The sequence below is a fragment of the Erythrobacter sp. NAP1 genome, from assembly GCF_000152865.1.
Taxonomy (GTDB): Bacteria; Pseudomonadota; Alphaproteobacteria; order Sphingomonadales; family Sphingomonadaceae; genus Erythrobacter.
This window is the reverse complement of record NZ_CH672390.1, coordinates 2,322,947-2,346,794: the sequence shown is the minus strand read 5'-3', so window position 1 is coordinate 2,346,794 and position 23,848 is coordinate 2,322,947. Positions and strand designations below refer to the sequence as shown.

The window sequence follows — 23,848 nt, the reverse complement described above, 5'->3', positions numbered from 1 at the left end:
CGCAAACTTGACGGGCGGCTTGCCCCGTGTGCACATTACCGATCGGTAGACGCATGCGGGGAGGGAGCCATGCGAAGCAACGTAATCCGGCTTTGGGCAACAAGCGCTGTCGTAATGGCGCTGGTTGGCTGCAGCAGCGAACCGGAGCTTGATCCGGCACAGACCGGCACGGGCGAAGACACGATTGAGCTCGCCGAATTTCCTGATCGTCCATATTGGGGCGATACACACCTCCATACGGACAATTCGGTCGATGCATTCGGCTTCGGTGTGCGCCTCGGCCCTGAAGCGGCACTTCGCTTCGCAAGGGGCGAGACTGTCACCGCCACGACCGGTTCGGAAGCCCGTCTGGCACGTCCGCTCGATTTCCTCGTCATTTCGGATCACTCCGACGCGCTCGGGGCGACGCGCCGACTTTATGACGCGCCGCGCTGGTATGTGAACTGGGTGATCCGCGACGAGACCGTACTTCGCTGGTACGACATGATGCACGAAAGCCCCGAGCAATCGCAGCTTGCCGTGGCTGAACTCATAACCGCCGCCGCAAACAACGAAATCCCTGAGGCGTTCGCTGACCCCGAAAGGGCGCGCGAAGGTGCAGAGGATATCTGGAACACACAGCTTGGCCTGCTCGACCGCTATAACGAGCCGGGCGTGTTCACAGCTCTTGCAGGGTTCGAGTGGACGCTCATGCCCGACGGCAACAACCTGCACCGCGTCGTGATGTTTCGCGACGGCAGCGACAGGACGAGCCAGACGCTTCCGTTCCCCGGGCTCAACACGACGGCGGAGGAATTGTGGGACTACATGGCAGCCTATGAGGAGCGGACAGGTGGGCGCGTGCTCGCGATCCCGCACAATTCGAACCTTTCGAACGGCATGATGTTCGAGGCGACGACAACTGATGGTTCTCCAATGACTGCCGAATACGCAGCAATGCGTGCGCGGATGGAGCCGGTGATCGAAGTTACGCAGATCAAGGGTGACAGCGAAACGCACCCGTTCCTTTCGCCCAATGACGAGATGGCTGGCTTCGGGGTGAAGGGCTGGGAACTTGGCAATCTGCCGCTTACCCAGCGTTCCACGCCTGACATGTATGAAGGGTCCTATGCCCGCTCGGCGCTGCTGCGCGGGCTCTCGCTCGAAGCGCAACTTGGCGTGAACCCCTATGCTTTTGGGATGATCGGAGCGACCGACAGTCACACCGCCTTCGCCACGGGTGATGAGGATAATTTCTACGGCAAGCACACGGGCAACGAGCCCGCGAATGAGAGCCGCGCCCTCGAACCACAGAACCTCGGCACGCGCGAGGGCCGTTATGGCTGGCATTATCTTGCAGGCGGATACGCCGCCGCATGGGCGCGCGGGAACACGCGTGCGGAGATTTTCGACGCCTTTGCCCGGCGCGAAGTCTACGCGACTACCGGGCCGCGCATGACCGTGCGCGTCTTCGGTGGATTTGATTTCACTGAGGAGGACTGGGACGGCGACTGGGTGCGCGCGGGGTACACCCGAGGCGTTCCGATGGGCGGCGATCTGGAGGATCGAGGCACGGCGCCAAGTTTCCTTATCAGCGCGATGAAGGATCCCGACGGCGCGAACCTCGACCGGGTGCAAGTCGTGAAAGGCTGGCTCGATGCGTCAGGCACTTCTCAGGAGCAGGTGTACAACGTCGTGTGGAGCGACATGGAAACGCGCCGCCGAACCGGCGATAGTCTGGACCCAGTGGGTGATACGGTCGATCGCGAGACAGCGACCTACTCCAACGATATCGGCGCAAGCGAGCTGCGCGCCACCTGGACCGATCCCGACTACAGCGCGGGGCACAGAGCGTTCTACTACGTACGCGTGATCGAAATCCCTACGCCGCGCTGGACCTTGTTCGATGCGGTGCGCTTCGGGATTACGCTTCCGCCGGATGCGATGGAGGATGCGGTCGCGCAGGAGCGCGCCTACACCTCGCCGATCTGGCTGCGACCTGCTGCGTCGGAGGCGCAATGACGCTTCCCGGCTGGGCGCGCGAGCCGCTGGTCCATTTCATCGCGCTCGGCGCTATCGTCTATGTTGCGCTCACCTGGGGCGGCACGCCGGTCGATCCTGCATCGCGCGTGATCACCGTCGGGCCGGAGCAACAGGCGCAATTGTCGCTCGGGTTCGAAAGGATGATGGGCCGTGCGCCCACCGACGCCGAGCTTGACGCGGCGATTGATCGCTATGTGCGCGACGAAGTCCTTTATCGCGAAGCCTTGAGGCTCGGGCTGGACCAAGGCGATGCCGTGGTGCGGCAGCGGATGGTTTCGAAGATGGACATGTCGGCGAGCCTTGCTGCCGAGCTTGCTGATCCCGATGACACGGTGCTGAGGGCGTACTTTGAAGCGAATGCCGCCAATTACGCGGGCGAACCCAGCCTCACATTCGAACAGGCGCTCTTCGCCGACGAGGATGAGGCTCGATTGGCGCGTGAGACGGGCGCCGTACAAGGCACCGCCACTAGTCTGCCGAAAGCCATCAACGCCATGGGCGCTTCGGAAGTGCAGGCCCGCTTCGGCGAACAGTTTGCCCGCAATCTTGCCGAGCTTGAGCCGCGCGATGAGTGGCAAGGCCCGGTCCCATCCGGCTTCGGGTGGCATCTGGTTCGTTTGACACAGCGGACTGCCAAGGACCCTTCGTTTGACGCGGTGCGCGAGGAGGTCGAAAACGACTGGCGAAGCGCCGAAACCGCCGCTCGCAAGGACCGCGCATTCGAGGTCCTGCGCAGCGCCTACCGGATAGAGATCGACAGGTGATCCGCCTCGCGCTGCTGCTCCTGTTTGCGCTCATCGCCGCGCCGGCGTCCGCTGACGAATTGCGCCCGGCGGTGATCGAGATGACCGAGCGCGCACCGGGCGAATGGGCGCTTGAATGGAAGCTGCCTGTCTCGGCGACGCGAGCCATGAATGCAGCTCCCGTAGGCGAGCCAGTGATCCCCGAAAGCTGCGAGATGATCGGTGAACCTGTTCAGCGCGCCGCCGTGCTGGCGCTCTTGGGCCGCGCGGATTTGCGCTGCGAGGGATCTCTTGCGGACGAAAAGTTCGGCCTCACCGAACTGCTGGGCAACGCAGATGCCATTGCGCGGGTTGAGCCGCTCTATCGCCCCGTCCAGACCTTTCGCCTCACGTCGGACAATCCCACCGCGACAATCATGGCCAAGTCGGACCGCTGGCAGGTCCTTCGCGACTATTTCATCATCGGTGCCGAGCATATCCTTTTCGGCTGGGACCACCTATTGTTCGTAGTCGCGCTTGTCCTGCTGGTCCGCGCTCCGTGGCCGGTGGTCAAAGCTGCAACCGCATTCACGGTCGCGCATTCGATCACGCTGGTCGCTACCACGCTTGGCTATACCGGCCTTCCAAGTCGCCCGGTCGAGGCGCTTATCGCGCTTTCCATCGTGTTTCTGGCGGTCGAGGTCGCTCTCGTGCTTCGAGAGCCTGATCGCATGACCATCACCCGGCGCTATCCGTGGGCGGTGGCTTTTGCTTTCGGCCTCTTCCACGGGTTCGGCTTTGCAGGAGCCTTGGCTGACATCGGCCTTCCGCAGGGGGAAATTGCGACCGCCCTCTTGGCCTTCAATATCGGCGTGGAAGCGGGCCAACTGCTGGTGATCGCGCTCCTGATTGCCTTCTTGGCAGCGCTATCTCGCGGCGCACCGCGGATCGAAACGCCCGCCATCCGGATTGCGACCTACGTGATCGGGATCACAGGGAGCTTTTGGCTGATCGAGCGGGTGGTGGGTTAGCTGGCTGCCTCAGGCTCAATCACGCGGTCACCGCCGAGCGCCTGCCACAACAGGATGCGAGCGCGTTCCGCGCGGCCCAAAGCCGCAGCTGCTCGCTCACCGCTTGCATCGGCGGCGCGACGTGCTTCGAGGACTTCGAGGAAACTCGCCAGCCCTGCACGGTAGCGATCGTTCGCGAGGCTTGCCGCACGTTGCAATTCGTCGCGCTCCTGCACCGCAAGCGTCGCTTCCGCATCGCTTGCCGCGATCAGGCCATAAGCCGCCTCGGCATCGCCCAGAGCCTGAAACACCGCGCCGCGATAGGCCTGGAATGCAGCGCGCTTGTTGGCCGCTGCACCGTCGATCTCAGCTTCGATCCGTCCGAAGTCGAGGAGGGGCGCGGCTACGCCTGCGGTGAGTGTGCCCACGATCGAGTCCTCGCTGAAGAAGTCGCCAGCGTTGAAGGCGAGGAGTCCGATTACGGCTGAGAGAGAAAGACGAGGGAAACGCGCTCTCGCAGCCGCGGCAAGGTCAGCATCGCTCGCCGCAAGCTCTGCGGCGGCAGCGACAACATCTGGGCGGTTCGCAAGAAGTTCGGAAGGAAGGGCAGCAGGGGGCGCTTGCGCAGACAGGTCCGGGCCTCCAAGCGCCAGAGCGCTGCTTACGTCAGCAGCGGAGGATCCGGTCAGCGTGATAAGGCGTCCGACAATCCGCACGCGTTCGCTTTGCAGCGCCGCAAGTCGCGATCGCGAGGCGCTTGCCGCCGCTTCGGCACGCACACGGTCAAAGCCGGGCGCGATACCCGCTTCTTCGCGGGTGCGAGCAAGCGAGGCGAGCTGCGTCGCGGCGGCCACGTCGCTCTCGATCGACTGACGACGCGCCTCGAGCACACGCCAGTCGGTCACGCTGCCTGCGATCTCTGCGAGTAAAGCAATACGGACGGCCGCGGCAGAGGCGCTCGCTGCATCAATCCGCGCAATAGCTGCACGTTCTTGTGCGCGAAGTCGACCAAACAGGTCGGCGTCCCAGGTCGCGGTCAGGTTGGCGGCGTAGGAGACCTGTTCGGTGTCGATTTGCTGCGCGAACGGATTGTCCGAGCCGAACTGGTTGGGGTTGATCCGGTTGCCCGTGACATTGCCGTCCACACCGACATTCGGCAGACGTTCTGCCCCTGCGCGGCGCGCACCTGCACGCGCGGCATCGACCCGCGCCAGCGCTTCGGCAAGGCTGGGGCCTCTCTCGATAGCCGCCTGCGAGAGCGCTGCAAAAGCAGGGTCTTCGTTCGGAAGGAGCGATGCGAGACCTGCCTGTGATGCTCCGTCGGGGGAGTAGAAGAATTCCGCTGGCAGTTCAGGTGTCGGAGTCGCGATTTCAGGCGCTGGACCAGCAACGCAGGCAGCCAGAGGTGCTGCCAATGCAAGCGTCAGCAAACGAGGGGAGAGCGGACGCATGGTCTTACCCTTCCTCGCCCGGCTGGTCGTCATTGGCTGGGATGAAAGCGTCAATCTGTTGTCCAACCCGGAAGGCTTCGGCCTCCGCGCTTTGCGGGAGTGCATAGATCAGCTGAAGCACGCGAACATCGACGCGTTCAGCCGCACTGTTGGTAAGCGAGCGCTTGGGCACGACTTGCGGTTCTGCTCGCACAAACTCGGCCTCGACGCGGATTTGCGCGGCACCGCGCGGAGAGACCACAGCAGGCGCGCCAAGCTTTACGCGCACGGCCTCGTTCTCGTCGATGTCGACGCGGATGTGCAGAGGGTTCGTCTCGCCCATCTGGATGAAAGGCTCGGCATTGCCGCCGCCCTGTGTTGCGACGAACTCGCCCGGACGAATGTTCACGGCGAGAATTTCGCCAGCAATCGGCGCGCGCACGGTCAGGCGGCCAAGCTCGGTGCGGGCGGTGGAAGCGCGGGCCTGCGCCTGGTCGAGCCGGGCGCGGGCGAGTTGCAGGCGGTTTCCTGCGGCGGCTGCTTCACCTTCGACGCGGATCACCTCGCTGCGGCTGACCGCAGCGGGATCGTCGAGGCTTTCATAAAGGGCAAGCTGCTCGCGCGCGATCCGGCGGGCGGTTTCGGCCTCACCGATAGCGGCGCGGGCTTCACGAATGGCGGCTTCAGCTTCGCGAAGGTTTGCGCGAACGGCGCGGTCGTCGACGAGGAACAGCGGCTGGCCTTTCTCGACGCGCTCTCCCGGGGTGACGCGCAGATCGGTGACAAGGCCCGACAGAGCCGAGCCGATATTGATGACCTCGCTCGCCGGTTCGACGATGCCTGCCCCCGCCACCCGAGCGCTATTGGCAAGCTCTCCGGTTGCCTTGGGAGGTTCGTTCGCAGGGTCTTCGAGTTCGCGATCGGGTAGGTTGGTCCAGATATAAATCGCGGCGAAGATTATCCCTACGACGGCGATCACCGGCAGGATCTGGCGCGAGAAACTGATGTTGGAGGGGAGCAGGGCCATAATGTCCTCAGTGGTCTTCCGGCATTTCTGTGCCGTCATGGGTGACGCGGCCGTCCTCGAGCACGAGGATGCGGTCGGCGAGATCGAAAATTCGGTTGTCGTGGGTAACGATGATGCAAGCGCGATCGGGTGCGACGGCGACTTCGTGCAGCAGGTCCATGACCCGTCGACCGGAAGAGGCGTCGAGCGCAGCGGTAGGCTCGTCGCAAACCACGAGGCGCGGTTCGTGAACCAGCGCGCGGGCGATGGCGACGCGCTGTTGCTGGCCGCCCGAGAGCTGGTTGGGCAGCTTGTTCGCCTGATCGCCGATATTGAGCTTTTCGAGAAGGACTGTGGCTTTTTCGCGCGCTTCCTCGATCCCCATGCCCTTGGCGATCAGTGGGACGGCAGCGTTCGCAGCAGCGTCGATTGACGGGATCAGGTTGTACTGCTGGAAAATGAATCCGATGTTCTGCAGGCGGAAGTTGACCAGCTCTGCGTCCGACAGTTTGTAGATGTCGGTTCCGAAGACCTTCACCTCGCCTTCAGTCGGCCACAGAATGCCGCACATGATCGAGATCAGCGTGGTCTTGCCCGAGCCGCTTTCACCTACGACATAAGTCATTTCGCCTGGCTTGATGTCGGTGTCGATGCCGTGAAGCACACGGATCGTGGACTGACCCGCTTCGAAATCGCGCACGATGCCACGCGCGCAAATTGCAGCTTCGGGAGGGCAGCCGCCAATTGCGGATGTGTCCATGGGCTTACCGTTGACGTCGTTCATGCTTGCGAGCCCCTCGTCACCGGAAGACCGAAGCGGGTTCGGTGTTGAGAACGCTGCGCAGCGCGAGCCAACCGGTGATCGCAAGGATCACGATGACAGCGCCAAGGCTGATGAGCGGAATTTGCCAAGGGATGTAGAAGCCCTTGAAGAACGGATTACCGCTGAAGCTCCACAGAAACACAGCCGTTCCCACGACGCCAAGCGCGTAGCCGACCGCTCCGACAAGGCCTGCCTGCACTCCGACCATGCGAACAATCTTGGAGTTGGTCACGCCGATCGCCTTCAATGCGCCGAACTGCTTGATGTTGTCGCGGATGAAGAGGCTGAACGTAAGGCCCACGATGGCGACGCCGACGACAAAGCCGAGGATCACGGTGATGCCAAAGTTTGTCGGGATACCAGTGTTCTGGATGATGAAATCGACGCCTGCCCGAGCGAAGTCGTCGCGGGTTTCCGCCTTCAGGCCGGTCTGCTCCTCGATCCTCGCCGCGACCTCTTCAGCGGTGAGGCCTTCGCTCACACCCGCAAGGACGAAACTCAGACGATTCCTGGTGCCGGGGACGTAGTTCAAAGCCTGGCTGTACTTAGTGTAGAGAACCGCGGTGCTGGTGAATGCGGGAATTGTATCCGCCACGCCTCGAATGACTGCGCGCTGGTCGTTGAGCTCGAGGCGCTCACCGAGCGGGTTCACGCCTGCTCCGAACATGTTTACTACGCCGCCATCGTCGATAATGACCGAGTCGGGCTGTGACAGCACTTCCTTCGAACCTTCGAACAGATTCTTGGGGAGGCCGATCAGGGTCGCATCGTCGACGCCGATGATTGCCACCTGCTCAAGGTCGCCTTCCCGCGTGCGGACCGAGGCGACGGACCTAAGGTGCGGGACGGCCCATTCGACGCCGGGCACGGAGCGAACTTCGTCCAGCGCGGTCGAGGGCATCGCATAATTGACATCGGTCGTCCGGCTAACCGGGTCCATGACCCAAACCTGCGCTTCGGGCGAATTGTAAACGCCGCTCGCGCCGCGTTCGATCAGGTTGACGAAAATAGTCAGCTGCTGGGTGATCAGCAGCGTCGAAAAAGCGATGCCGAACAAAAGCCCGTAGAACTTTTGCGCGTCGCCAGTCAGCATTCGAATCGCGATCCAGAGCATAGATCAAACGGGGCCTTTGAGGGGGAGGGGAGAGGGTGGCCGAGTGGGGGACTTGATTAAACGAGAGGAAAGAACGATATTGAACGATGTCGTTCAAATGAACGCTACCGTTCAGTTTGTCAACACGCATTTTGAAATCAGAGAATTCTCCGCATTGAGCACTCAAGTTAAAGAGAAGAAGCGGCCTGGCCGGCCATCCGATATCGCCAAACGAGAGGCGATCGTCGAAGCAGCATCCAAGCGCTTCTTCGGAGACGGCTTCGCCGCCACATCGATCGAGCAAGTCGCTGCGGATGCCGGCGTCTCGAAAGTGACGATCTACAACCATTTCAGCGACAAGCGCGGCCTGTTCGCAGCCGCAGTCGAGTGCGAATGCGAAAAGATGCGCGACTACTTTAGCCTCGAAGCGATGCCCACCGGACCGATCCGCGAGCGTTTATCCATAATCGCTCAGGCCATGTTTGAGTTCCTGTCTCGGCCTGAAATGATCCAGTTCGAACGTCGAATTGCAGCCGAAACCGAGCATGAACCAGCTATCGGGGAAGCCTTCCTAAAGGCCGGGCCATGGCGGATGAAAGCGGCCTTCAGTGCGTGGCTTGCACATGCAGCTGCGAACGGTGAACTCGACATCGCAGACCCGATGCTTGCGGCCGAGCAATTCGTCTCGATGTCAAAGGGAATGGGAGATCTTGAGCGCCGTTTTGGGGCCATTCCAAGCAAGGAAGAGAACGCTGCCCGCATTTCGGGCGCAGTCGATGTGTTCCTTGCTGCATACGCGCCGCGATGAATGGCGTAGCTTCGAAGGTAACCATTATCTTGCCATTCATAGGACCTCACCTACATATTTGGTCTGAGAAAGGACTCCCCTTGCCATGAGCGAACAGAACGACCCCAACCAGCAGCCTCCCGAAGGCCAGAACCCATGGGTCAAGCAATTGATGATTTGGGGCGGCATCTTCATGGCGCTGCTGCTCGTCGTGTCGATGTTCAGCGGCGCCGGGCAGACGCAAGGAACCGCGATCCGCTATTCGGAATTTCGCGACCAGGTGACTGCTGGCGCTGTGCAGGAAGTCCAGCTTGGCGATGAGCTCATCACTGGAACCCTCAAGAATGGCGAGACGTTCTCGACCCTGCCGGTCCCGAACGACACCGAGATCACGCAGCTGCTAGAAGCGAACGACGTCGACTTCACCGGCAAGCAGCGCGATGAGCCTAATGTACTCCTTTACATCCTGATCCAGTCGCTGCCGTTTATACTGATCCTCGGCATCGCGTTTTTCGCACTTCGCCAGGTTCAGAAAGGCGGCGGTGGCGGCGCGATGGGCTTCGGCAAGTCGAAAGCCAAGATGCTCACCGAACGTCAGGGCCGAGTGACCTTTGAAGATGTTGCCGGCATCGACGAGGCGCGCGAAGAGCTGGAAGAAGTGGTCGAGTTCCTTAAGGACCCGCAGCGCTTCTCGAAGCTTGGTGGCCAGATCCCGAAGGGCGCTCTGCTGGTTGGCTCGCCCGGTACCGGTAAGACGCTACTTGCCCGTGCGATTGCCGGCGAAGCCGGTGTGCCGTTCTTCACCATCTCTGGTTCGGACTTCGTCGAGATGTTCGTCGGCGTCGGTGCAAGCCGTGTGCGCGACATGTTCGAGCAAGCCAAAAAGAACGCGCCTTGCATCGTGTTCATCGACGAGATCGACGCCGTTGGCCGTTCACGTGGTCATGGCCTCGGAAACTCAAACGACGAGCGCGAGCAGACGCTGAACCAGCTGCTCGTCGAAATGGACGGCTTTGAAGCAAACGAGGGTATCATTATCGTCGCGGCGACCAACCGTCCCGACGTGCTTGATCCCGCGCTGCTGCGTCCGGGCCGGTTCGACCGCCAGGTCGTGGTGCCGATCCCTGACATCGATGGGCGCGAAAAGATCCTCGGCGTTCACATGAAGAAGGTGCCGCTGGCACCCGACGTGAACCCGCGCACCATCGCGCGCGGCACCCCGGGCTTCTCGGGCGCTGACCTCGCGAACCTCGTCAATGAGGCTGCGCTTCTTGCTGCTCGCCGTAACAAGCGCCTTGTCGCCATGCAGGAATTCGAGGACGCCAAGGACAAGGTCATGATGGGCGCAGAACGCCGCTCGATGGTCATGACCGAGGACGAGAAAAAGATGACCGCCTATCACGAGGCAGGCCACGCGCTCGTCTCGCTGAACGAGCCGGCATCCGACCCGATCCACAAGGCTACGATCATTCCACGCGGCCGTGCGCTGGGTATGGTCATGCGCTTGCCCGAGCGTGACAGCTATTCCTATCACCGCGACAAGATGCACGCGAACCTGGCTGTTGCCATGGGTGGCCGTGTTGCCGAGGAAATCATCTTCGGCCACAACAAGGTCTCAAGCGGCGCATCGGGTGACATTCAGTACGCCACCGACCTTGCGAAGAACATGGTCACCAAGTGGGGCATGTCCGACAAGCTAGGCCCGCTGCAATATGAACAGCAGCAGGAAGGCTATCTCGGCATGGGCCAGTCGGCTCGCACAATGGCGGGCGCGGAAACCAACAAGCTGATCGACGCCGAGATCAAGGAACTGGTCGAAGGCGGCCTCAAGCGTGCCACCGACATCCTCACCGAACAGGAGGACAAGCTCCACCTGCTCGCACAGGCGCTGCTCGAATACGAGACGCTGACCGGCGAAGAGATCGACGCGCTGATGAAGGACGGCAAGATCGACCGCCCTGACGAGCCGCGTGGCCCTGCCGCGATCAAGCCGGCCCAAGGGTCCGCCATTCCCAAGGCGGGCAAGCGCTTCGGTGGCTCGAAGGGTGATGAGGCCCCGCAAGGCGCCTAACTACGAGACTGTGGATGAAGACTGGGGCGCTGCCGGACTATCCGGCGGCGCCCTTTTCACATCTGCCTCAGAACGCGCCGAGCATAATTAGCGTCTGGATGAAAAGCCCGATCACCACCCAGATGAAGATGCTGAGCACCATAAGGCGCCAGAACGATGAGAAGCGACCGATCTCGTAAGTATGGCGCAGGTGCTTGTAGAGGTGAATGGGCGGAATGATCATCCCTGCCAGAAAGAGTGCAGGCAACGGCACGCCTGCTGCGCCGAGAACCGACAACGCGATGAACATCAGTGACATGAAGCTGAGCGAATAGGTGATGAAGATCGCGTGATCGTAAGCGTGGAAGCGTCGCTTCCAGGCAAAGATCAGCCACACGAACGGGATCGATAGCGGGATTAGCAGCCAGCTGAATTTGTAGGCGTTCGCCTGTAATTTGTAGAGCATGAGACCCGGGTTCTCCTGCCACTTCTTGGCTAGGCCTTCGTCGAGCCAGTCTATCCCGGTCTCGCCCATAGACATGCGGGCGCTGCCGTCGGAGTCGATCGGTATGATCCGCGTGCCATCGGGCTGCACCTCGATTTGAGGCTGCTCGGCGTCGACAAATGGCAGCTCGGAAATCTGACCAAGGCTTTCGAGGTCTTCCAGCGCCGCGTCCCTACGGGCCTCGAGATTCGCTCTGTCACCCTCGTCCAGTGTATCGGAAGCAAGTTCTGCCTCGATTTCGCGAAGCGTGCGCTCGTTATTGTCGATCGCGCTGTTCAGCGAGGATTCGACCTGCTCCATCCCAATCTGGTCATCGAACGTTGTCGGCGTAGAGATGCCGATGATCTGGAAGATCGCGAACATCGAAAAGACACTGAACAGGAACATCGACATCGGGCTGACAAACTGCGCGCGCTCTCCCTCGATGTAGCGACGCGTCAGCTTGCCCGGTTTGAACGTCAGCAGCGGCAACGTCTTCCACAGCTTGCCGTCAAGATGCAGGACCCCGTGCACAAGATCGTGCGCAATGGCAGACAGTGTCCTGTGAATATGCGTTTTCTGACCGCATTCGGGGCAGAAACTGCCAGGGGCGATCGAGCCGCAATTGGGACATGTTTCTTCTTGGGAAGTCGTCATGGAAGGATCGTATTCGGCCTTGCCACGGGCAGGCTCTACGGCCCGGCCTGCGAGCGCGCCTTCGATGGCGCCGCCAATCCCCTCTGCAATATCGCTCATCGCGCACCACCCCTGACTGTGCTGCGCTGCACTATAATCGAGGAAGCGCCTTTGCCAAATCGTAAGGCGTATTAGCCCTTCGCGAGCTTCCGCTCGATCGCGGTCCACAGTTGGGCAAAGGCACGCGCCGCTGGCGAACGCGGTGCGAAGGCACCGACCGGCTTGCGCTCCACCGCGCACTGCTCGATCGCGCTGGCCAGTGGGACAACGGGCCATTTGGGATTGGCAGCACGCGCTTCCTTGTGAAGCGTGCGGCGCATGTCGATCATCGACATCACCGGCAAAATCGGTGGGTGCCCCTTACCCGAACCGCGCACTTCTTCGACCACTTGGTCGAGCGCTCGTGCCGAGAGAGGGGAGGGAGGCAGGGGGACGATCACGATATCGGCCGCGCGCATGACCTGAGCGCTCACTTCGCTCATGACGGGCGGGCAGTCGAAGATGATGCGATCATAGTCCTTGCGCAGTCCTTCGGCGAGTTTCGCAAGCCGCTTCTTCTTGCCGATCCGGTCAAATTGCCGATCGAGCGTACGGATGCTTTCGTCAGCAGGCAGAAGATGGAGATTGGCGTATTCGGTCTTGCGGATCAACTTGTTCGCTTTGCGATCCAGATCGAACACGCTTTCAGCCGTGCTCTTTTTCTTGGGATCAACGCCCAACAGAAAGCCCGAGCCATTCGACGCGTCGAGGTCCCAAAGGAGCGTTTCTCGCCGCGAGATGTTCGCTGCACACCAGGCCAGATTGACTGCAAAGGTCGTCTTTCCGACCCCGCCTTTGACACTGTAAATTGCTATGGAAGCCATGGCTGCGCTTTCAATTCCCCCGAGTGTGACGGTTCGATTACATGATATGCTGTTACCCCCGGTCAAGGCAATGACAAGGCCCGCAGGGCCTTGTCGCAATCGTGTCATCGCACGCTGGTCCCTTCTCCTTATCACCCACACACGAAAAAGGCCGCCAAACTGGCGGCCTTTTCATTTCGGGACATTTTGGCCCCGTGAATGAGCGGTGCCCTTATCCGTCGTAGTCGGCACCGATCGAGGTTGACCGGGTCGGAGCGCTTGCCGTGATACGCAAAGCTTCCGCCGACTGGCTGAGCGAACCGATTTCATCGGCGTCGTCTTCGTCGTCCGGCAGGATCTTCTGCAGGCCGGTAACGAGCGATTCGTGCAGTTCCTTGGGCTTGATAGTCTGCTCGGCAATCTCGCGCAGCGCGACGACCGGGTTCTTGTCACGGTCGCGGTCCAGCGTCAGCTCGCTGCCGCCCGAGATTTCGCGCGCACGCTGTGCTGCAAGCAGAACGAGGTCGAAGCGGTTGGGAACCTTGTCGACGCAATCTTCAACGGTAACGCGTGCCATCTGAGCGGGCCTTTATCCAAAAGCAGGTTGTCTGAAAGAGCGCTGCACCTAGGCATCGCGGGGCCAAGAGTCAAGATTTTGCAACTCATGGCGCACTCGGGCGTTGGATGGTTATGGCGCGAGAAAATCCCCCCGATCCGCTCGACAAAGAATGCGTTGATTACTGCGACCCCGATCCGTTCGAGGTGTCTGCGCAGGGGCACGATTTCACCTTCTATCCTCGGGGCAAGGATCGGCTGAAGAATCTGCTCGATCTGATCGCCAACGCCCGCGAGACGCTCGACGTATTTTACTACATGTTTCAGGATGATGTCTCGGGGACCAAGGTCCGCGACGCACTGGCCGAAGCGTCTGGGCGCGGGGTGAAGGTCGCTCTCATCGTCGACGATTTCGGTTCCGACGCGCCGCCATCCTTTTTCGAGCCCATCGTCGAAGCTGGCGGCGATTTCGCGATCTTCTCAGCTGACTGGAACGTGCGATATCTCGTTCGAAACCACCAGAAGTTCGCGATTGCCGATAATGCGCGAGTGATGACCGGAGGTTCGAACGTTTCCGACCATTACTTCGCGGTCCCCGCCGACAATGGTTGGTGCGATCTTGGCGTCCTGATCGAAGGGCCACTCGCGGAGCAGTTTACCAAGTGGTTCAAGCTACTCAAGGACTGGACCGAAAGCGATGGTTCGCAGTTTCGCCGGGTCCGCAAAATGATCCGCGACTGGGACCCCGGTGATGGCAGTGTGCAATTGCTCGTGGGTGGGCCGCTGATCCGGCGCTCCCACTGGTCCTACGCCTTCAAAAAGGATCTGCGCAAAGCGAGCCGTCTCGATCTCGTAACCGCCTACTTCGGCCCTCCTCGCAGCTTCCGCAGGGCTATCGCCAAGGTCGCCAAACGCGGAAAGGCGCGCCTGATCACCGCTGGCAAGTCGGACCTTGAGGGCACAATTGCGGTCGCTCGCCTTTTCTACAAGCGGCTACTGAAGGCGGGCGCTTCGATCTTCGAATTCCAGCCGTGCAAGCTGCACATGAAGCTGCTCGTGGTCGACGACAAAAGCTACTTCGGAAGCGCGAACCTCGACCGCCGATCCGTTCGCATAAACATCGAGCTGATGATTAGGGTGGAAGACGAGGCACTTGCTCAAAGGCTGCGCGAATTCATCGACGGGCTGCAAGAGGCTACGATTCTTGCCGACAAGCAATGGTATCGTGAAAACTCCAGCTTGCTGGAGCGCGTGCGCTGGCGCCTGTACCATTGGCTGAGCCTCGTCGATTATCGCGCGGGCCGAATGGCCGCATCGACCTAGCCGTCGATCCCGTAGCTCGAATAGTCGCGCATATTGGGTGAGGTGAACTTGGTGATCTCGCTCTGGAAGTGCAGCGGGACGTTGCCGGTCGAGCCGTGGCGCTGCTTGGCGACGATCAAGGTCGCCTTGTTCTTCACTTCGAGATACTCCGCTTCCCACTGCGCGTATTTATCCTGCACTTCAGGCGAAGATGAGCCATCGGGATTGGGCATGTCGGGACGCACGGCTTCCTTGTAGTAATCCGCCCGATAGATGAACCACACCATGTCCGCGTCCTGCTCGATCGAGCCGGATTCGCGCAGATCGGAAAGCATCGGCTTCTTGTCGTCGCGCTGCTCAACCGCACGGCTTAGCTGCGATAGCGCGATCACCGGCACAGACAACTCCTTGGCGAGTGTCTTCAGGCCGCGGCTGATTTCGGAGATTTCGTTGACGCGATTGTCGTTTGCCCGGCCAGAGCCTTGCAGAAGCTGAAGGTAATCGACCACGATCAGCCCGATATCGTGTCGCCGCTTGAGTCGGCGCGCACGGGTGCGAAGACCTCCGATGGTGAGCGCCGGGGTATCGTCGATGTAGAGCGGCAGCTCGGCAAGGCGCTGACTGGCAAAGGACAGCTTCTGGAAATCGTCGCGCGTCAGCGTACCTGAGCGCAGCGCTTCGGAGGAAACCTCGGACTGCTCTGCAAGGATACGCGTTGCCAACTGGTCTGCGCTCATTTCCAGGCTGAAGAAAGCGGTTGGAGCACCGTAATTGTGCTCGCCCCCATCGCGCTGCCAGTTGAGATGTTCTTCGGCGCAATTGAAGGCGATGTTGGTCGCAAGCGAGGTCTTCCCCATACCCGGACGCCCTGCGAGGATGATAAGGTCGGAATCGTGTAGGCCGGCAGTTTTCTGGTCGATCGTCTCAAGACCAGTGGTCTTGCCCGACAGGCCGCCGCCCGAATTCATCGCGGCCTCGACCATCTTGATCGCTGTCAGCGAGGCATCGCGGAAGGTGGATGCCTCGTTGCCGGTCGCAGCGCCTTCAGCAACGCGGAACAGGTCTGCTTCGGCCTGACTGATCCGGTCCATCGGATCGGTTTCTTCCGATGTGTCCAGCGCGCCTTCGACGAGCCCGCGTCCAACACTCACCAGTTCACGAAGAAGCGCGAGGTCATAAATCTGCTGAGCCAGTTCACGCGGAGCGAGAAGGCCCGAGCCGTTCGCTGTCAGCTGTGCAAGGTATTTGGGTCCGCCCAACTCTTTCAAAGCTTCGTCCGCCTCAAAATGCGGGCGCAGGGTTACCGGCGAGGCCGTGGCATTGCGCTCGATCATTTTCAGGATTCGATCGAAAATCCGTTCATGCAGCGGCTCGAAAAAATGATCTGGTCGGATCGGGGTCTGCAATTCCTCGAGAACCCGGTTGTCGATCAGCACCGCGCCCAGAAACGCCGCCTCCGCTTCGAGGTTCGAAGGGAGCTTGCGCACGCCATCAGCGCCATCATTCTGGTCGTTCACGGGTCGGATCGGTTCGGGATTTGCCATCGGCATAGAATCCGCGAAGTAGCCGCCAACTGCAAGAGCGATGAGCGGCGAATTATTTTCGCAGATGCCTCTTGCCTTGTGGATAGCGGGGATTCGCAAAAGGAAGTCTTGAAGTGTGACCCTCGCATCTGCGAAAGCAAGCCGGATGTCCGTCCTGCCATCCGATTCCGCGAATTCTCATCGCATCGCCCACATCGCTCTCGATGAAGAGACGATCCTGTGGCGCAATGCCGATGTCGAACAGGAACGGCGCGTGGCGATTTACGATCTGATCGAGGAAAACACCTTCAAGCCGGTCCGCAGCGCAGAGCGCGGAGCAAAGGGGCCCTATCGCCTCAGCCTCGCGGTGCGCGACGGTCGGTTGGCGATGGACATTGCGGACGAGGAAGAAAATCCGCTCGAGACGCTGCTCATAGGCCTTGCCCGTTTCCGCCGTCCGATCCGGGAGTATTTCGCGATCTGCGACAGCTATTACCAGGCGATACGCAAGGCGACGCCGGCCGAGATCGAGACGATCGACATGGCTCGGCGCGGCATTCACAACAGTGCGGCAGAGCTTCTGGTCGAGCGGCTTGAAGGCAAGGTCGAAACCGATTTTGCAACCGCGCGGCGGCTTTTCACGCTCATCTGCGTCCTTCACATCAAGGGCTGACGGATGGCGCGCAGGGCAAAGACGCGCGGCTCTCTGGGCCGGTGGATGTTCCGGCTGTTGGCGCTCGGCGTGCTGGTTGGCGTTGGTTTCGCGGCTTGGCTTTGGTGGGACATGCGCAGCTGGCGGCCCGATGTGGCGCTTTATCCCGAACAGGGCGCTGTTGTCGCCAGCGGTACTTCAGGCACTCGGTTTCAAACTCTCAAGGCGATTGGCGCGGACTTCGTCTATCTCGAGCTTGCCGACGCGGTCGGTGTGCCGGACCCCGGCTTCGCTTCGCGGCTGTCGCGAGCGCGCAGCTCAGGGCTCAAGGTGGGTATCGTGCAGCCTTTCGACCCATGTCTGCGCGCCGATGAACAGTCTTCGCGCTACACCCGTATGGTGCCGCGTGATGGCGAACTGCTTCCTCCCGCAATCGCGCTCACTCGCACGGCAAGCGGTTGCGAGCCTGCTGTCAGCGACGCTGCGGTTGAAAGCGAGCTTATGACCTTGGTCAATCAGATTGAGATGCATGCGGGCAAGCCCGTCATTCTGAAACTTAGCCGCCAGTTCGAAGCGCGTCATAGGACGGCTCGCTCTACCGAGCGCGACCTGTGGTTGATGCGCGACCGTGCGCGGCCAGACTATGCCGGACGACCGTGGCTGCTATGGAGTGCAAACAGTCAATTGGTTAGCGAGGCATCGACGGATGCAATCGAGTGGGTGGTGGTGCAAAGATGAATGACGACGCGCTGATCGCAGCTGCCAGGGAAGCGGCCACCAGGGCATATGCGCCGTACTCCGAATACGAAGTGGGGGCCGCCCTGCTGTTCGATGACGGCGCCGTGATAACCGGCTCTAACGTCGAGAATGCGAGCTACGGTCTTGCGCTATGTGCCGAGACGAATGCCGTTTCCAAGGCGCTCAACGACGGGCGGCGCGGCGGGCTTGTCAGGGTCGCTGTCGTAGGGCCTCTCGACAAGGGCGACGGCGCGCCAATCACGCCATGCGGGCGCTGCCGCCAGGTCCTTAATGAAATCGCTCAGCTGGGCGATACCAACCCGGATATTCTGTGCGTCGGCAATGACGAAGTACGCCGCGTGAAGCTATCCGAGCTTCTCCCGCATGCCTTCGGCCCGGCAAATCTCGTCTAGTTACCGAGCAAGTCTCCGAGTCCTCCGAGCGGATTGGAGCGGAATTCGCGCTCTTCACTTCCAATATACGCGAAGATTCCGTCCAGACCTTGGTCGGTGACCGAGCGGTTGATGCGCTCCCGGTTTAATCCGGCATCGCGAATGAAGCTGTGGTCTTCGGCAAGTTTGTCAAACTGGCCATAGACACCTGCCTTTTCGAGCGCGCTGTCCACAAGCGGCTCCAGGCGCGAATGAAGGCGATCGTTCGAGGACTGACGCAGATATTGCGTGCCTCCATCGCTTTCACGGATGATCCCGGGTGCGTCACTAAACGACAGATTGTCGATCGCATCGCGGAAGATCGGCTTTGCTTCGCCTGCGGCGACCCCTGCCGCATCGTTGATTGAGCGGGTGACACCGCCCAGCACGCCAAGCCTGTTGCCTGCGTTAAGGAGCGATCCCATCAGCCCACCTGCGCGCCCGCCCAGATTGCCGACAATCGGAAGGCCGATACGAATGCTCTCGTCGTCGTAGAACGCGCCGGGCTGAGACAGCTTGTCGAGTGCGTTGTCTGTTGCGCGCCCCAGAATGGAAGAAAGGCCAAGACCTTGCGCGCGAAGCGGGTAAGGCGTGAGCGCCAGCATTGCGAAGGCGCCGGTGCCGGCGAGCAACTGGCGGCGATCAATGATGCGGTTCAATCTCTTTCTCCCTTAAGATCGCTTTTGAGCTTAGCACATTCCGACCGGCAGCGGTTTGAAATTGTGGGCGCTTGGCACCAACGGCCTTGCGAGGCGTTGGTAACCAGAAGCTACCGGAGAGCGCGTATTTTTGTAGAGCCACCCATTGCCGATGCCCTCATTCGCGGCGCTATCCTTGCTGTTCTTGCGCTGGGCTGGATGAATCTGCTCATCCGGCTGAATGGACTTCGTACGCTGTCGAAGATGACGAACTTCGACTTCGTGACCACCGTTGCCTTCGGTTCGCTTCTCGCGGGTGCAGGGCAGGCGAGCGAATGGACGGCATTCCTGCAGGCAATCGCAGCCATGCTCGGCCTGATTCTTGCGCAAGCCGCGACGTCCTTCCTGCGCCGCCGATCGGAGACCGCAGCCGACATGATTGGCAATCAGCCCTGCCTAATCATGCGCGACGGAGAATTCGACGAAGGGGCCCTCAAAGCGAACCACATTCGGCGCGAGGACATGATCGCCAAGCTGCGCGAGGCGAATGTCCTCCAGCTGTCCGAAGTCCGCGCCGCTATCCTCGAGACGACCGGCGATGTGTCGGTACTTCACGGGAACGCGGAACTCGATGAAGTTCTGCTGGAGGACGTGCGGGGAACTTAGTCCTCGCTGGTTTCAATCCACTCCAGCAGCGCTGCAAGGCAGTCGCGGGCGAGCAGTTTGCAACGCTCGGGTGACCAGCCTTGCTCGGGCTCGGGGAAGTCCGCGAGATCCTTGTAAGGCATCTCCAGCGTCATCGCACAGGCGCCGTAGCGCTCGGCCACCTGATTGGTCGAGATTGCGAGATTGGCCTTGCCGGCCGCTGCCTTCGGATAGCCGAGCTCAGTCTGGAAATCGGGAGTCCGGCGGTCGAGTATGCGCTGGTAGCGATAGAATTGTTTACCCAGTTCGTCGGTCCAGCTCGGGATGCCTTCGAAACCGGCTAGAAAGACCGCAGGAATGGCTTCGTCTCCGTGGACGTCCATCGCGTAATCGACACCGGTCTCATCCATCTTCGCCCGGATTGCGAGCACTTCGGGCGATTTCTCGGCGCTGGGCTTGGCCCACTCGCGATTGAGGTTCGTGCCGACAGCGTTGGTGCGCAGATGGCCGCGGCGCGATCCGTCCGGGTTGCAATTCGGCACGACATGAATCCGCGCATGCTTTCGCAGCCCGCGCGCTACCGGGTCGGTCGGATCGGTCAGGCATTCGAGTGCGCCTTCCATCCACCACTCGGCCTGTGTTTCACCGGGGTGCTGGCGCGCGTATAGCCACACCTGTTTCTCCCCATCGCCCATCTGCAGCATGTCGAGCGGCTGCCCGTCGAGCGTGGTGGTGAGGCGAACGAGGTCGACCCCCTCGCACGCGGCCGCTTCGGCGACGAGGTCGTGGTGACGCTCCATCGAGTAAGGCGCGAAATATGCAAACCAGCTGAGGTTGGAGGCAGGGACGTAGCGAATGGTAAGCGTGCCATGGTCCTCATTCTTGTCAAAAGTGCTGGCCGCGCGGGTCCAGTATTCGCGGTCTTCGGAAACGCATGCGTCGTAATTGGGCCAGCCACCCGGGTAGGCGCTGCCGTTGAGGCCGGTGATCTTGAGCGTCACTTCCTCGCCCGCTGTGCCAGTCACACGGAAGTAAAACCACTGCGCGAATTCGGACATGTGGTCCTTCTTGATGGCGAGCTTTGCGCTTGCTCCGTCGATCGACAGCACTTCGATATTGCCGCTGTCGAAAGCGGCATCGATTGCGATATTAGTCATGAATGCCCCTGATTGTTGCCGAGCGAGCCTTAGCGCAGTTCGTCGACGTCTATGGATACGGTTTCGCCATTGCCACCGGGAAAGTCCTTGAACAAGGCGGCAGTGAGCGTACGCGCGCTCGCATCCACATCGGCATAAGGCGATTTGATGGAAATGGGCTGCTGAGCGCGGCCTTCCCAAAGGCTTTCTCCGCCAGGTCCGGAAATGCGGACAGAAAGTTCAGTGACGACCCTCGGCCCGCGATCGCCTCCACCCAGATTGATGCCGACACCAACACCGACGCCGCTTCCGAAGCTACCGGTTCCGCCGCCCACGCCGACACTGACCGGTCCTCCTCGATCGGCAGCTTCGATTGGATTGCGCGATGTCCGGATTGTCGCGATTTGCCCAGCTGAAGCGGTATCCATGACCACTGTGTAGCCCAGCGCCTCGAGCTCGCTTGAAACTGCGGAGGCAAAGGCGTCCCGTGCGCCTGTATTTCGCAACTCGTCCGGGAATTCGAGGGTGATCGTGCCCTGTCCCAACATTGCAGGCTGCTCGGAGACGAAGCGGGTCACCTCTACCGGGCCGGTGTAGGTCCCGGCACAGGCGCTGAGCGTGCCAGCGAGCGCAAGAACAAGGGCAGGGCGAACAATACGGGGCAGAGCCATCATGAGCTGTTTCCTCTGTAAACTGGCGCATGTTAGGGGCACGCACATGAATAGAAACGAAAACGTGACGGATCGTGTTCCCGTCTTGGTGACGGGAGGTGCTGGCTACATAGGCAGCCATGCGGTTCTTGCGCTGAAAGACGCCGGATGGCCCGTCGCGGTTATCGATAACCTGACGACCGGTTTTCGGTTCGCCGTTCCCGATGGTGTTGCCTTCTATGAGGGCGATATCGAGGACGCCGAACTGCTCGGACGCATTTTCGAAGAGCAAGGCACGAGGGCAATCATGCATTTCGCCGGTTCGATCATCGTGCCCGAAAGCGTCGAGGACCCACTCAAATATTATCACAACAACACAGCTAAAAGCCGCACGCTGATCGAGGCTGCGGTTAAGGCCGGTGTACCGCATTTCATTTTCTCGTCCACGGCCGCGACCTACGGTGTGCCCGAAGTCTCGCCCGTGCGCGAAGATACGCCGCAAAGTCCGATCAATCCTTATGGTTGGTCGAAGCTGATGACCGAGCAGATGCTGACCGATACCGCCTCTGCCCACACACTCAACTTCTGTGCGCTGCGATATTTCAATGTGGCGGGGGCTGATCCTAAAGCGCGCACCGGTCAGTCGACGGCGGGCGCGACGCATTTGATCAAAGTCGCGGTCGAAGCGGCGCTCGGCAAGCGTGACGGGGTCGCTGTCTTCGGCACCGATTTCGATACGCCCGATGGAACAGGCGTTCGTGACTACATTCACGTCAGCGATCTGGCTGCGGCACATGTGCTCGCCCTCGAGGCACTGATGGCCCAGCCCGAGCGGTCGCTGAAGATGAACTGCGGTTATGGTCGAGGTTTTTCTGTGCTCGAAGTTCTCGATGCGGTCGATCGCGTGACGAACATGACAATTGACCGCCGCATGGAAGGCCGCCGCGCGGGCGATCCGGCGTCGCTTATCTCCGATCCATCACGCATTCGAGCGAACCTGCCGTGGCAGCCGGAGCATGATGACCTCGACACGATCATCGCCCACGCGCTCGCATGGGAGAGGAAATTGTCTCAATTGCGCGGCGAAGGTTGACGAATCACAGGGGCACGGGTAGTGGCGCGCCTTGAATTTCCGGCATCGGAGACCATCTCCGGTGCCTGTTTTATTACCGGGAAGCCGAAAATGAAAATCCGCAACAGCCTCAAGTCGCTGAAGAACCGCCACCGCGATTGCCGCGTTATTCGCCGTCGTGGTCGCACTTATGTCATCAACAAGACCAATCGCCGCTTCAAGGCCCGTCAGGGCTAAGCCAGACGATTGGCCGACTGCCCATAGCAGGCGGTCGAAGAAACGCAGCGGCCCGCCTCCAGACCGGAGAGCGGGCCGCAGCCGTTTGTAGGCTCCGATAAGACGAGGCATCAGACTTGAGCGCAGACAATCAGGGCAAGGTGGTCGTGTTCGACATCGGCCGCGTGCTGTTCCACTGGCAACTTCGCAACCTGTTCGAAAAGCTGATCCACGACAAGGATGAGCTTGACTGGTTCCTTGCCAATGTCGTGACCGAAGAATGGCACTTCCAGCACGATCGCGGCGTGCCTCTTGGTGAGATGCTGCCGGCGCGCATGGCTGAATATCCCGATCAGGCGCTGCGCATCGCTGCCTATGCTGCGCGTTTCAATGAAAGCGCTCCTGATGCGGTCGAGGGCGTGCACGCGATTGTCAGGCGCCTGCATTCGGCTGGCGTACCGCTATACAGCCTTACCAATTTCGGCGTGGAGCTGTTCTCCCAGTTCCGCCGTGAACACGACATTTTCGAGCTGTTCGAAGATATCGTCGTCTCGGGCGAAGAGCGGATCGCCAAGCCGGATCACCGCATCTACGAGATCACTGAGCAGCGCGCCGGGCGGGTTGGCGATGCTCTCTTTTTCACTGATGACAACCCGGCCAATGTCGAAGCTGCGAAGGATCGCGGCTGGGACGCGCATGTCTTTACCGATGCGGTCGCGCTCGAACAGCAGCTGGCCAGCGCCGGCTTCCTGTAGTCAAAACGAAAAAGCCCCGGCGAAGCTGTTGGGGGAGCTTCGCCGGGGTCTTGAGTTTTCCGACCTGAGGTTTGGAGTTGGGTCGGATTGAGATCTACGGGCCGCGAGGGGAGGACACCTCACACAGAGGTTAAAAGCGGCCCGGCGATCTGGGATCGGTGTTCGCCAGGATTAGTTGCCGTTGCAGCGAGCAAGCTTTGCTTCGTCGAGATCTTCGCCTTCAACCTTGAAGGTGGTGATTTCGCCGAATTCGCGAGCGAGGCCGCGGCAGATGCGCGACGGGCGCGAGGTGCCCTTGTTCGCAACGCAAGTGTTGCCTTCGCAGATCCATGCAACGCCGCCAGCAACAGCGCGGTCGTCATCAGCTGGCTGGGCGAGGGTGGCGGTGTAGTAGGCGCCGCCCTGTGCAGCGACGGGGGTGGCGGTCGCCATGCCGAAGGTCATCGAAGTGTAAGCGATGGCCGAAGCGAGGACAGCGATGCGGCTTGCGCGGGGTAGAGAGAGGTTCATCACATTATTCCTTTTCAGTAGTGGGGACCTGAAATAGTATTTGTTGCGGTGCACAGTTTC

25 protein-coding genes are annotated in these 23,848 nt (G+C 60.8%); 13 read left to right on the top strand and 12 right to left on the bottom strand.

Annotated elements, in window-relative coordinates:
- Positions 1-69: 69 nt before the first annotated feature.
- From NAP1_RS11175 to NAP1_RS11165, 3 genes are read left to right on the top strand one after another with little or no spacing between them, the layout of a single operon-like run.
- Positions 70-2,001: a DUF3604 domain-containing protein gene (locus NAP1_RS11175; RefSeq protein WP_040464426.1), complete on the top strand. Its 1,932-nt coding sequence runs from the start codon at positions 70-72 to the stop codon at positions 1,999-2,001.
- On the top strand, positions 1,998-2,786 hold the full coding sequence (locus tag NAP1_RS11170) for a peptidyl-prolyl cis-trans isomerase (protein WP_007165402.1): 789 nt from the start codon (positions 1,998-2,000) through the stop codon (positions 2,784-2,786). Before NAP1_RS11175 ends, NAP1_RS11170 begins: the two co-directional genes overlap by 4 nt.
- On the top strand, positions 2,783-3,775 hold the full coding sequence (locus tag NAP1_RS11165) for a HupE/UreJ family protein (RefSeq protein WP_007165401.1): 993 nt from the start codon (positions 2,783-2,785) through the stop codon (positions 3,773-3,775). The genes NAP1_RS11170 and NAP1_RS11165 overlap by 4 nt, the downstream gene beginning before the upstream one ends.
- Here the strand turns inward: NAP1_RS11165 and NAP1_RS11160 are convergent.
- From NAP1_RS11160 to NAP1_RS11145, 4 genes are read right to left on the bottom strand one after another with little or no spacing between them, the layout of a single operon-like run.
- Positions 3,772-5,205 (bottom strand): efflux transporter outer membrane subunit, encoded by a 1,434-nt coding sequence (locus NAP1_RS11160; RefSeq protein ID WP_040464964.1) that lies wholly within the window; start codon positions 5,203-5,205, stop codon positions 3,772-3,774. The genes NAP1_RS11165 and NAP1_RS11160 overlap by 4 nt on opposite strands.
- A 4-nt stretch (positions 5,206-5,209) precedes the next feature.
- The gene (locus NAP1_RS11155) at positions 5,210-6,211 is read right to left on the bottom strand and encodes an efflux RND transporter periplasmic adaptor subunit (RefSeq protein ID WP_007165399.1); all 1,002 of its coding nucleotides are present in this window, start codon (positions 6,209-6,211) and stop codon (positions 5,210-5,212) included.
- Between the two features lie 7 nt (positions 6,212-6,218).
- The gene (locus tag NAP1_RS11150) at positions 6,219-6,974 is read right to left on the bottom strand and encodes an ABC transporter ATP-binding protein (protein ID WP_007165398.1); all 756 of its coding nucleotides are present in this window, start codon (positions 6,972-6,974) and stop codon (positions 6,219-6,221) included.
- A 16-nt stretch (positions 6,975-6,990) separates the two neighbouring features.
- On the bottom strand, positions 6,991-8,106 hold the full coding sequence (locus tag NAP1_RS11145; RefSeq protein WP_241761209.1) for an ABC transporter permease: 1,116 nt from the start codon (positions 8,104-8,106) through the stop codon (positions 6,991-6,993).
- Between the two features lie 175 nt (positions 8,107-8,281).
- Here NAP1_RS11145 and NAP1_RS11140 point away from each other — a divergent pair, with 175 nt between their 5' ends.
- Complete coding sequence (locus tag NAP1_RS11140; protein ID WP_040464962.1) at positions 8,282-8,914, top strand: TetR/AcrR family transcriptional regulator; 633 nt, start codon at positions 8,282-8,284, stop codon at positions 8,912-8,914.
- An 85-nt stretch (positions 8,915-8,999) separates the two neighbouring features.
- Positions 9,000-10,964, top strand: coding sequence for an ATP-dependent zinc metalloprotease FtsH (ftsH, locus tag NAP1_RS11135; RefSeq protein ID WP_007165395.1), 1,965 nt, complete (start codon positions 9,000-9,002; stop codon positions 10,962-10,964).
- A gap of 67 nt (positions 10,965-11,031) precedes the next feature.
- On the opposite strand, the gene NAP1_RS11130 is transcribed toward ftsH, so the two are convergent.
- The 3 genes from NAP1_RS11130 to rpoZ all read right to left on the bottom strand — a co-directional run bounded on the left by NAP1_RS11130 (position 11,032) and on the right by rpoZ (position 13,542).
- Positions 11,032-12,183 carry a DUF3667 domain-containing protein gene (locus NAP1_RS11130; RefSeq protein ID WP_007165394.1) on the bottom strand — a complete coding sequence of 384 codons (1,152 nt, stop codon included), beginning with the start codon at positions 12,181-12,183 and terminating at the stop codon, positions 11,032-11,034.
- Between the two features lie 71 nt (positions 12,184-12,254).
- Positions 12,255-12,986 (bottom strand): ParA family protein, encoded by a 732-nt coding sequence (locus tag NAP1_RS11125; protein ID WP_007165393.1) that lies wholly within the window; start codon positions 12,984-12,986, stop codon positions 12,255-12,257.
- A gap of 211 nt (positions 12,987-13,197) precedes the next feature.
- The gene (gene rpoZ, locus NAP1_RS11120) at positions 13,198-13,542 is read right to left on the bottom strand and encodes a DNA-directed RNA polymerase subunit omega (RefSeq protein WP_007165392.1); all 345 of its coding nucleotides are present in this window, start codon (positions 13,540-13,542) and stop codon (positions 13,198-13,200) included.
- A gap of 113 nt (positions 13,543-13,655) precedes the next feature.
- Between rpoZ and NAP1_RS11115 the strand changes: the two genes are divergently transcribed.
- Positions 13,656-14,843, top strand: coding sequence for a phosphatidylserine/phosphatidylglycerophosphate/cardiolipin synthase family protein (locus NAP1_RS11115; RefSeq protein WP_007165391.1), 1,188 nt, complete (start codon positions 13,656-13,658; stop codon positions 14,841-14,843).
- On the opposite strand, the gene NAP1_RS11110 is transcribed toward NAP1_RS11115, so the two are convergent.
- Positions 14,840-16,366, bottom strand: a complete 1,527-nt coding sequence (locus NAP1_RS11110; RefSeq protein WP_040464961.1) for a replicative DNA helicase — start codon at positions 16,364-16,366, stop codon at positions 14,840-14,842. The genes NAP1_RS11115 and NAP1_RS11110 overlap by 4 nt on opposite strands.
- A 145-nt stretch (positions 16,367-16,511) precedes the next feature.
- Here NAP1_RS11110 and NAP1_RS11105 point away from each other — a divergent pair, with 145 nt between their 5' ends.
- From NAP1_RS11105 to NAP1_RS11095, 3 genes are read left to right on the top strand one after another with little or no spacing between them, the layout of a single operon-like run.
- On the top strand, positions 16,512-17,018 hold the full coding sequence (locus NAP1_RS11105) for a UPF0262 family protein (RefSeq protein WP_007165389.1): 507 nt from the start codon (positions 16,512-16,514) through the stop codon (positions 17,016-17,018).
- Positions 17,019-17,021: 3 nt separating this feature from the next.
- Entirely contained in the window at positions 17,022-17,735 is a 714-nt protein-coding gene (locus NAP1_RS11100; RefSeq protein WP_007165388.1) for a glycoside hydrolase family 25 protein, read from the top strand.
- Positions 17,732-18,148, top strand: a complete 417-nt coding sequence (locus tag NAP1_RS11095) for a cytidine deaminase (RefSeq protein WP_007165387.1) — start codon at positions 17,732-17,734, stop codon at positions 18,146-18,148. The genes NAP1_RS11100 and NAP1_RS11095 overlap by 4 nt, the downstream gene beginning before the upstream one ends.
- On the opposite strand, the gene NAP1_RS11090 is transcribed toward NAP1_RS11095, so the two are convergent.
- Positions 18,145-18,825: a DUF4197 domain-containing protein gene (locus NAP1_RS11090; protein ID WP_007165386.1), complete on the bottom strand. Its 681-nt coding sequence runs from the start codon at positions 18,823-18,825 to the stop codon at positions 18,145-18,147. The genes NAP1_RS11095 and NAP1_RS11090 overlap by 4 nt on opposite strands.
- Before the next feature lie 198 nt (positions 18,826-19,023).
- Between NAP1_RS11090 and NAP1_RS11085 the strand changes: the two genes are divergently transcribed.
- A complete protein-coding gene (locus tag NAP1_RS11085; RefSeq protein WP_007165385.1) occupies positions 19,024-19,470 on the top strand; it encodes a DUF421 domain-containing protein in 447 nt (148 codons plus the stop codon).
- On the opposite strand, the gene NAP1_RS11080 is transcribed toward NAP1_RS11085, so the two are convergent.
- Both NAP1_RS11080 and NAP1_RS11075 read right to left on the bottom strand, forming a co-directional pair.
- Complete coding sequence (locus NAP1_RS11080; RefSeq protein ID WP_007165384.1) at positions 19,467-20,606, bottom strand: M14-type cytosolic carboxypeptidase; 1,140 nt, start codon at positions 20,604-20,606, stop codon at positions 19,467-19,469. The two genes, NAP1_RS11085 and NAP1_RS11080, sit on opposite strands and share 4 nt — an antisense overlap.
- Before the next feature lie 29 nt (positions 20,607-20,635).
- A complete protein-coding gene (locus NAP1_RS11075; RefSeq protein WP_007165383.1) occupies positions 20,636-21,259 on the bottom strand; it encodes a hypothetical protein in 624 nt (207 codons plus the stop codon).
- A gap of 43 nt (positions 21,260-21,302) precedes the next feature.
- On the opposite strand from NAP1_RS11075, the gene galE reads away from it, so the two are divergent.
- From galE to NAP1_RS11060, 3 genes are all read left to right on the top strand, one after another.
- Entirely contained in the window at positions 21,303-22,328 is a 1,026-nt protein-coding gene (galE, locus tag NAP1_RS11070) for a UDP-glucose 4-epimerase GalE (RefSeq protein ID WP_007165382.1), read from the top strand.
- Positions 22,329-22,418: 90 nt separating this feature from the next.
- Entirely contained in the window at positions 22,419-22,544 is a 126-nt protein-coding gene (ykgO, locus tag NAP1_RS11065) for a type B 50S ribosomal protein L36 (protein ID WP_007165381.1), read from the top strand.
- 116 nt (positions 22,545-22,660) lie between these two features.
- On the top strand, positions 22,661-23,278 hold the full coding sequence (locus NAP1_RS11060; RefSeq protein ID WP_007165380.1) for an HAD-IA family hydrolase: 618 nt from the start codon (positions 22,661-22,663) through the stop codon (positions 23,276-23,278).
- A gap of 171 nt (positions 23,279-23,449) precedes the next feature.
- Here the strand turns inward: NAP1_RS11060 and NAP1_RS11055 are convergent, their stop codons facing one another.
- Positions 23,450-23,788: a hypothetical protein gene (locus tag NAP1_RS11055; protein WP_007165379.1), complete on the bottom strand. Its 339-nt coding sequence runs from the start codon at positions 23,786-23,788 to the stop codon at positions 23,450-23,452.
- Positions 23,789-23,848 lie beyond the last annotated feature (60 nt).

Excerpts from the sequence above, each read along its gene's own strand:
- NAP1_RS11175 (WP_040464426.1), top strand. The coding sequence starts at position 70 with ATGCGAAGCAACGTAATCCGGCTTTGGGCAACAAGCGCTGTCGTAATG.
- NAP1_RS11170 (WP_007165402.1), top strand. The coding sequence starts at position 1,998 with ATGACGCTTCCCGGCTGGGCGCGCGAGCCGCTGGTCCATTTCATCGCG.
- NAP1_RS11160 (WP_040464964.1), bottom strand. The coding sequence starts at position 5,205 with ATGCGTCCGCTCTCCCCTCGTTTGCTGACGCTTGCATTGGCAGCACCT.
- NAP1_RS11155 (WP_007165399.1), bottom strand. The coding sequence starts at position 6,211 with ATGGCCCTGCTCCCCTCCAACATCAGTTTCTCGCGCCAGATCCTGCCG.
- NAP1_RS11150 (WP_007165398.1), bottom strand. The coding sequence starts at position 6,974 with ATGAACGACGTCAACGGTAAGCCCATGGACACATCCGCAATTGGCGGC.
- NAP1_RS11145 (WP_241761209.1), bottom strand. The coding sequence starts at position 8,106 with ATGCTGACTGGCGACGCGCAAAAGTTCTACGGGCTTTTGTTCGGCATC.
- ftsH (WP_007165395.1), top strand. The coding sequence starts at position 9,000 with ATGAGCGAACAGAACGACCCCAACCAGCAGCCTCCCGAAGGCCAGAAC.
- NAP1_RS11130 (WP_007165394.1), bottom strand. The coding sequence starts at position 12,183 with ATGAGCGATATTGCAGAGGGGATTGGCGGCGCCATCGAAGGCGCGCTC.
- NAP1_RS11125 (WP_007165393.1), bottom strand. The coding sequence starts at position 12,986 with ATGGCTTCCATAGCAATTTACAGTGTCAAAGGCGGGGTCGGAAAGACG.
- rpoZ (WP_007165392.1), bottom strand. The coding sequence starts at position 13,542 with ATGGCACGCGTTACCGTTGAAGATTGCGTCGACAAGGTTCCCAACCGC.
- NAP1_RS11115 (WP_007165391.1), top strand. The coding sequence starts at position 13,656 with ATGGCGCGAGAAAATCCCCCCGATCCGCTCGACAAAGAATGCGTTGAT.
- NAP1_RS11110 (WP_040464961.1), bottom strand. The coding sequence starts at position 16,366 with ATGGCAAATCCCGAACCGATCCGACCCGTGAACGACCAGAATGATGGC.
- NAP1_RS11105 (WP_007165389.1), top strand. The coding sequence starts at position 16,512 with ATGTCCGTCCTGCCATCCGATTCCGCGAATTCTCATCGCATCGCCCAC.
- NAP1_RS11100 (WP_007165388.1), top strand. The coding sequence starts at position 17,022 with ATGGCGCGCAGGGCAAAGACGCGCGGCTCTCTGGGCCGGTGGATGTTC.
- NAP1_RS11095 (WP_007165387.1), top strand. The coding sequence starts at position 17,732 with ATGAATGACGACGCGCTGATCGCAGCTGCCAGGGAAGCGGCCACCAGG.
- NAP1_RS11085 (WP_007165385.1), top strand. The coding sequence starts at position 19,024 with ATGAATCTGCTCATCCGGCTGAATGGACTTCGTACGCTGTCGAAGATG.
- NAP1_RS11080 (WP_007165384.1), bottom strand. The coding sequence starts at position 20,606 with ATGACTAATATCGCAATCGATGCCGCTTTCGACAGCGGCAATATCGAA.
- NAP1_RS11075 (WP_007165383.1), bottom strand. The coding sequence starts at position 21,259 with ATGATGGCTCTGCCCCGTATTGTTCGCCCTGCCCTTGTTCTTGCGCTC.
- galE (WP_007165382.1), top strand. The coding sequence starts at position 21,303 with ATGAATAGAAACGAAAACGTGACGGATCGTGTTCCCGTCTTGGTGACG.
- ykgO (WP_007165381.1), top strand. The coding sequence starts at position 22,419 with ATGAAAATCCGCAACAGCCTCAAGTCGCTGAAGAACCGCCACCGCGAT.
- NAP1_RS11055 (WP_007165379.1), bottom strand. The coding sequence starts at position 23,788 with ATGAACCTCTCTCTACCCCGCGCAAGCCGCATCGCTGTCCTCGCTTCG.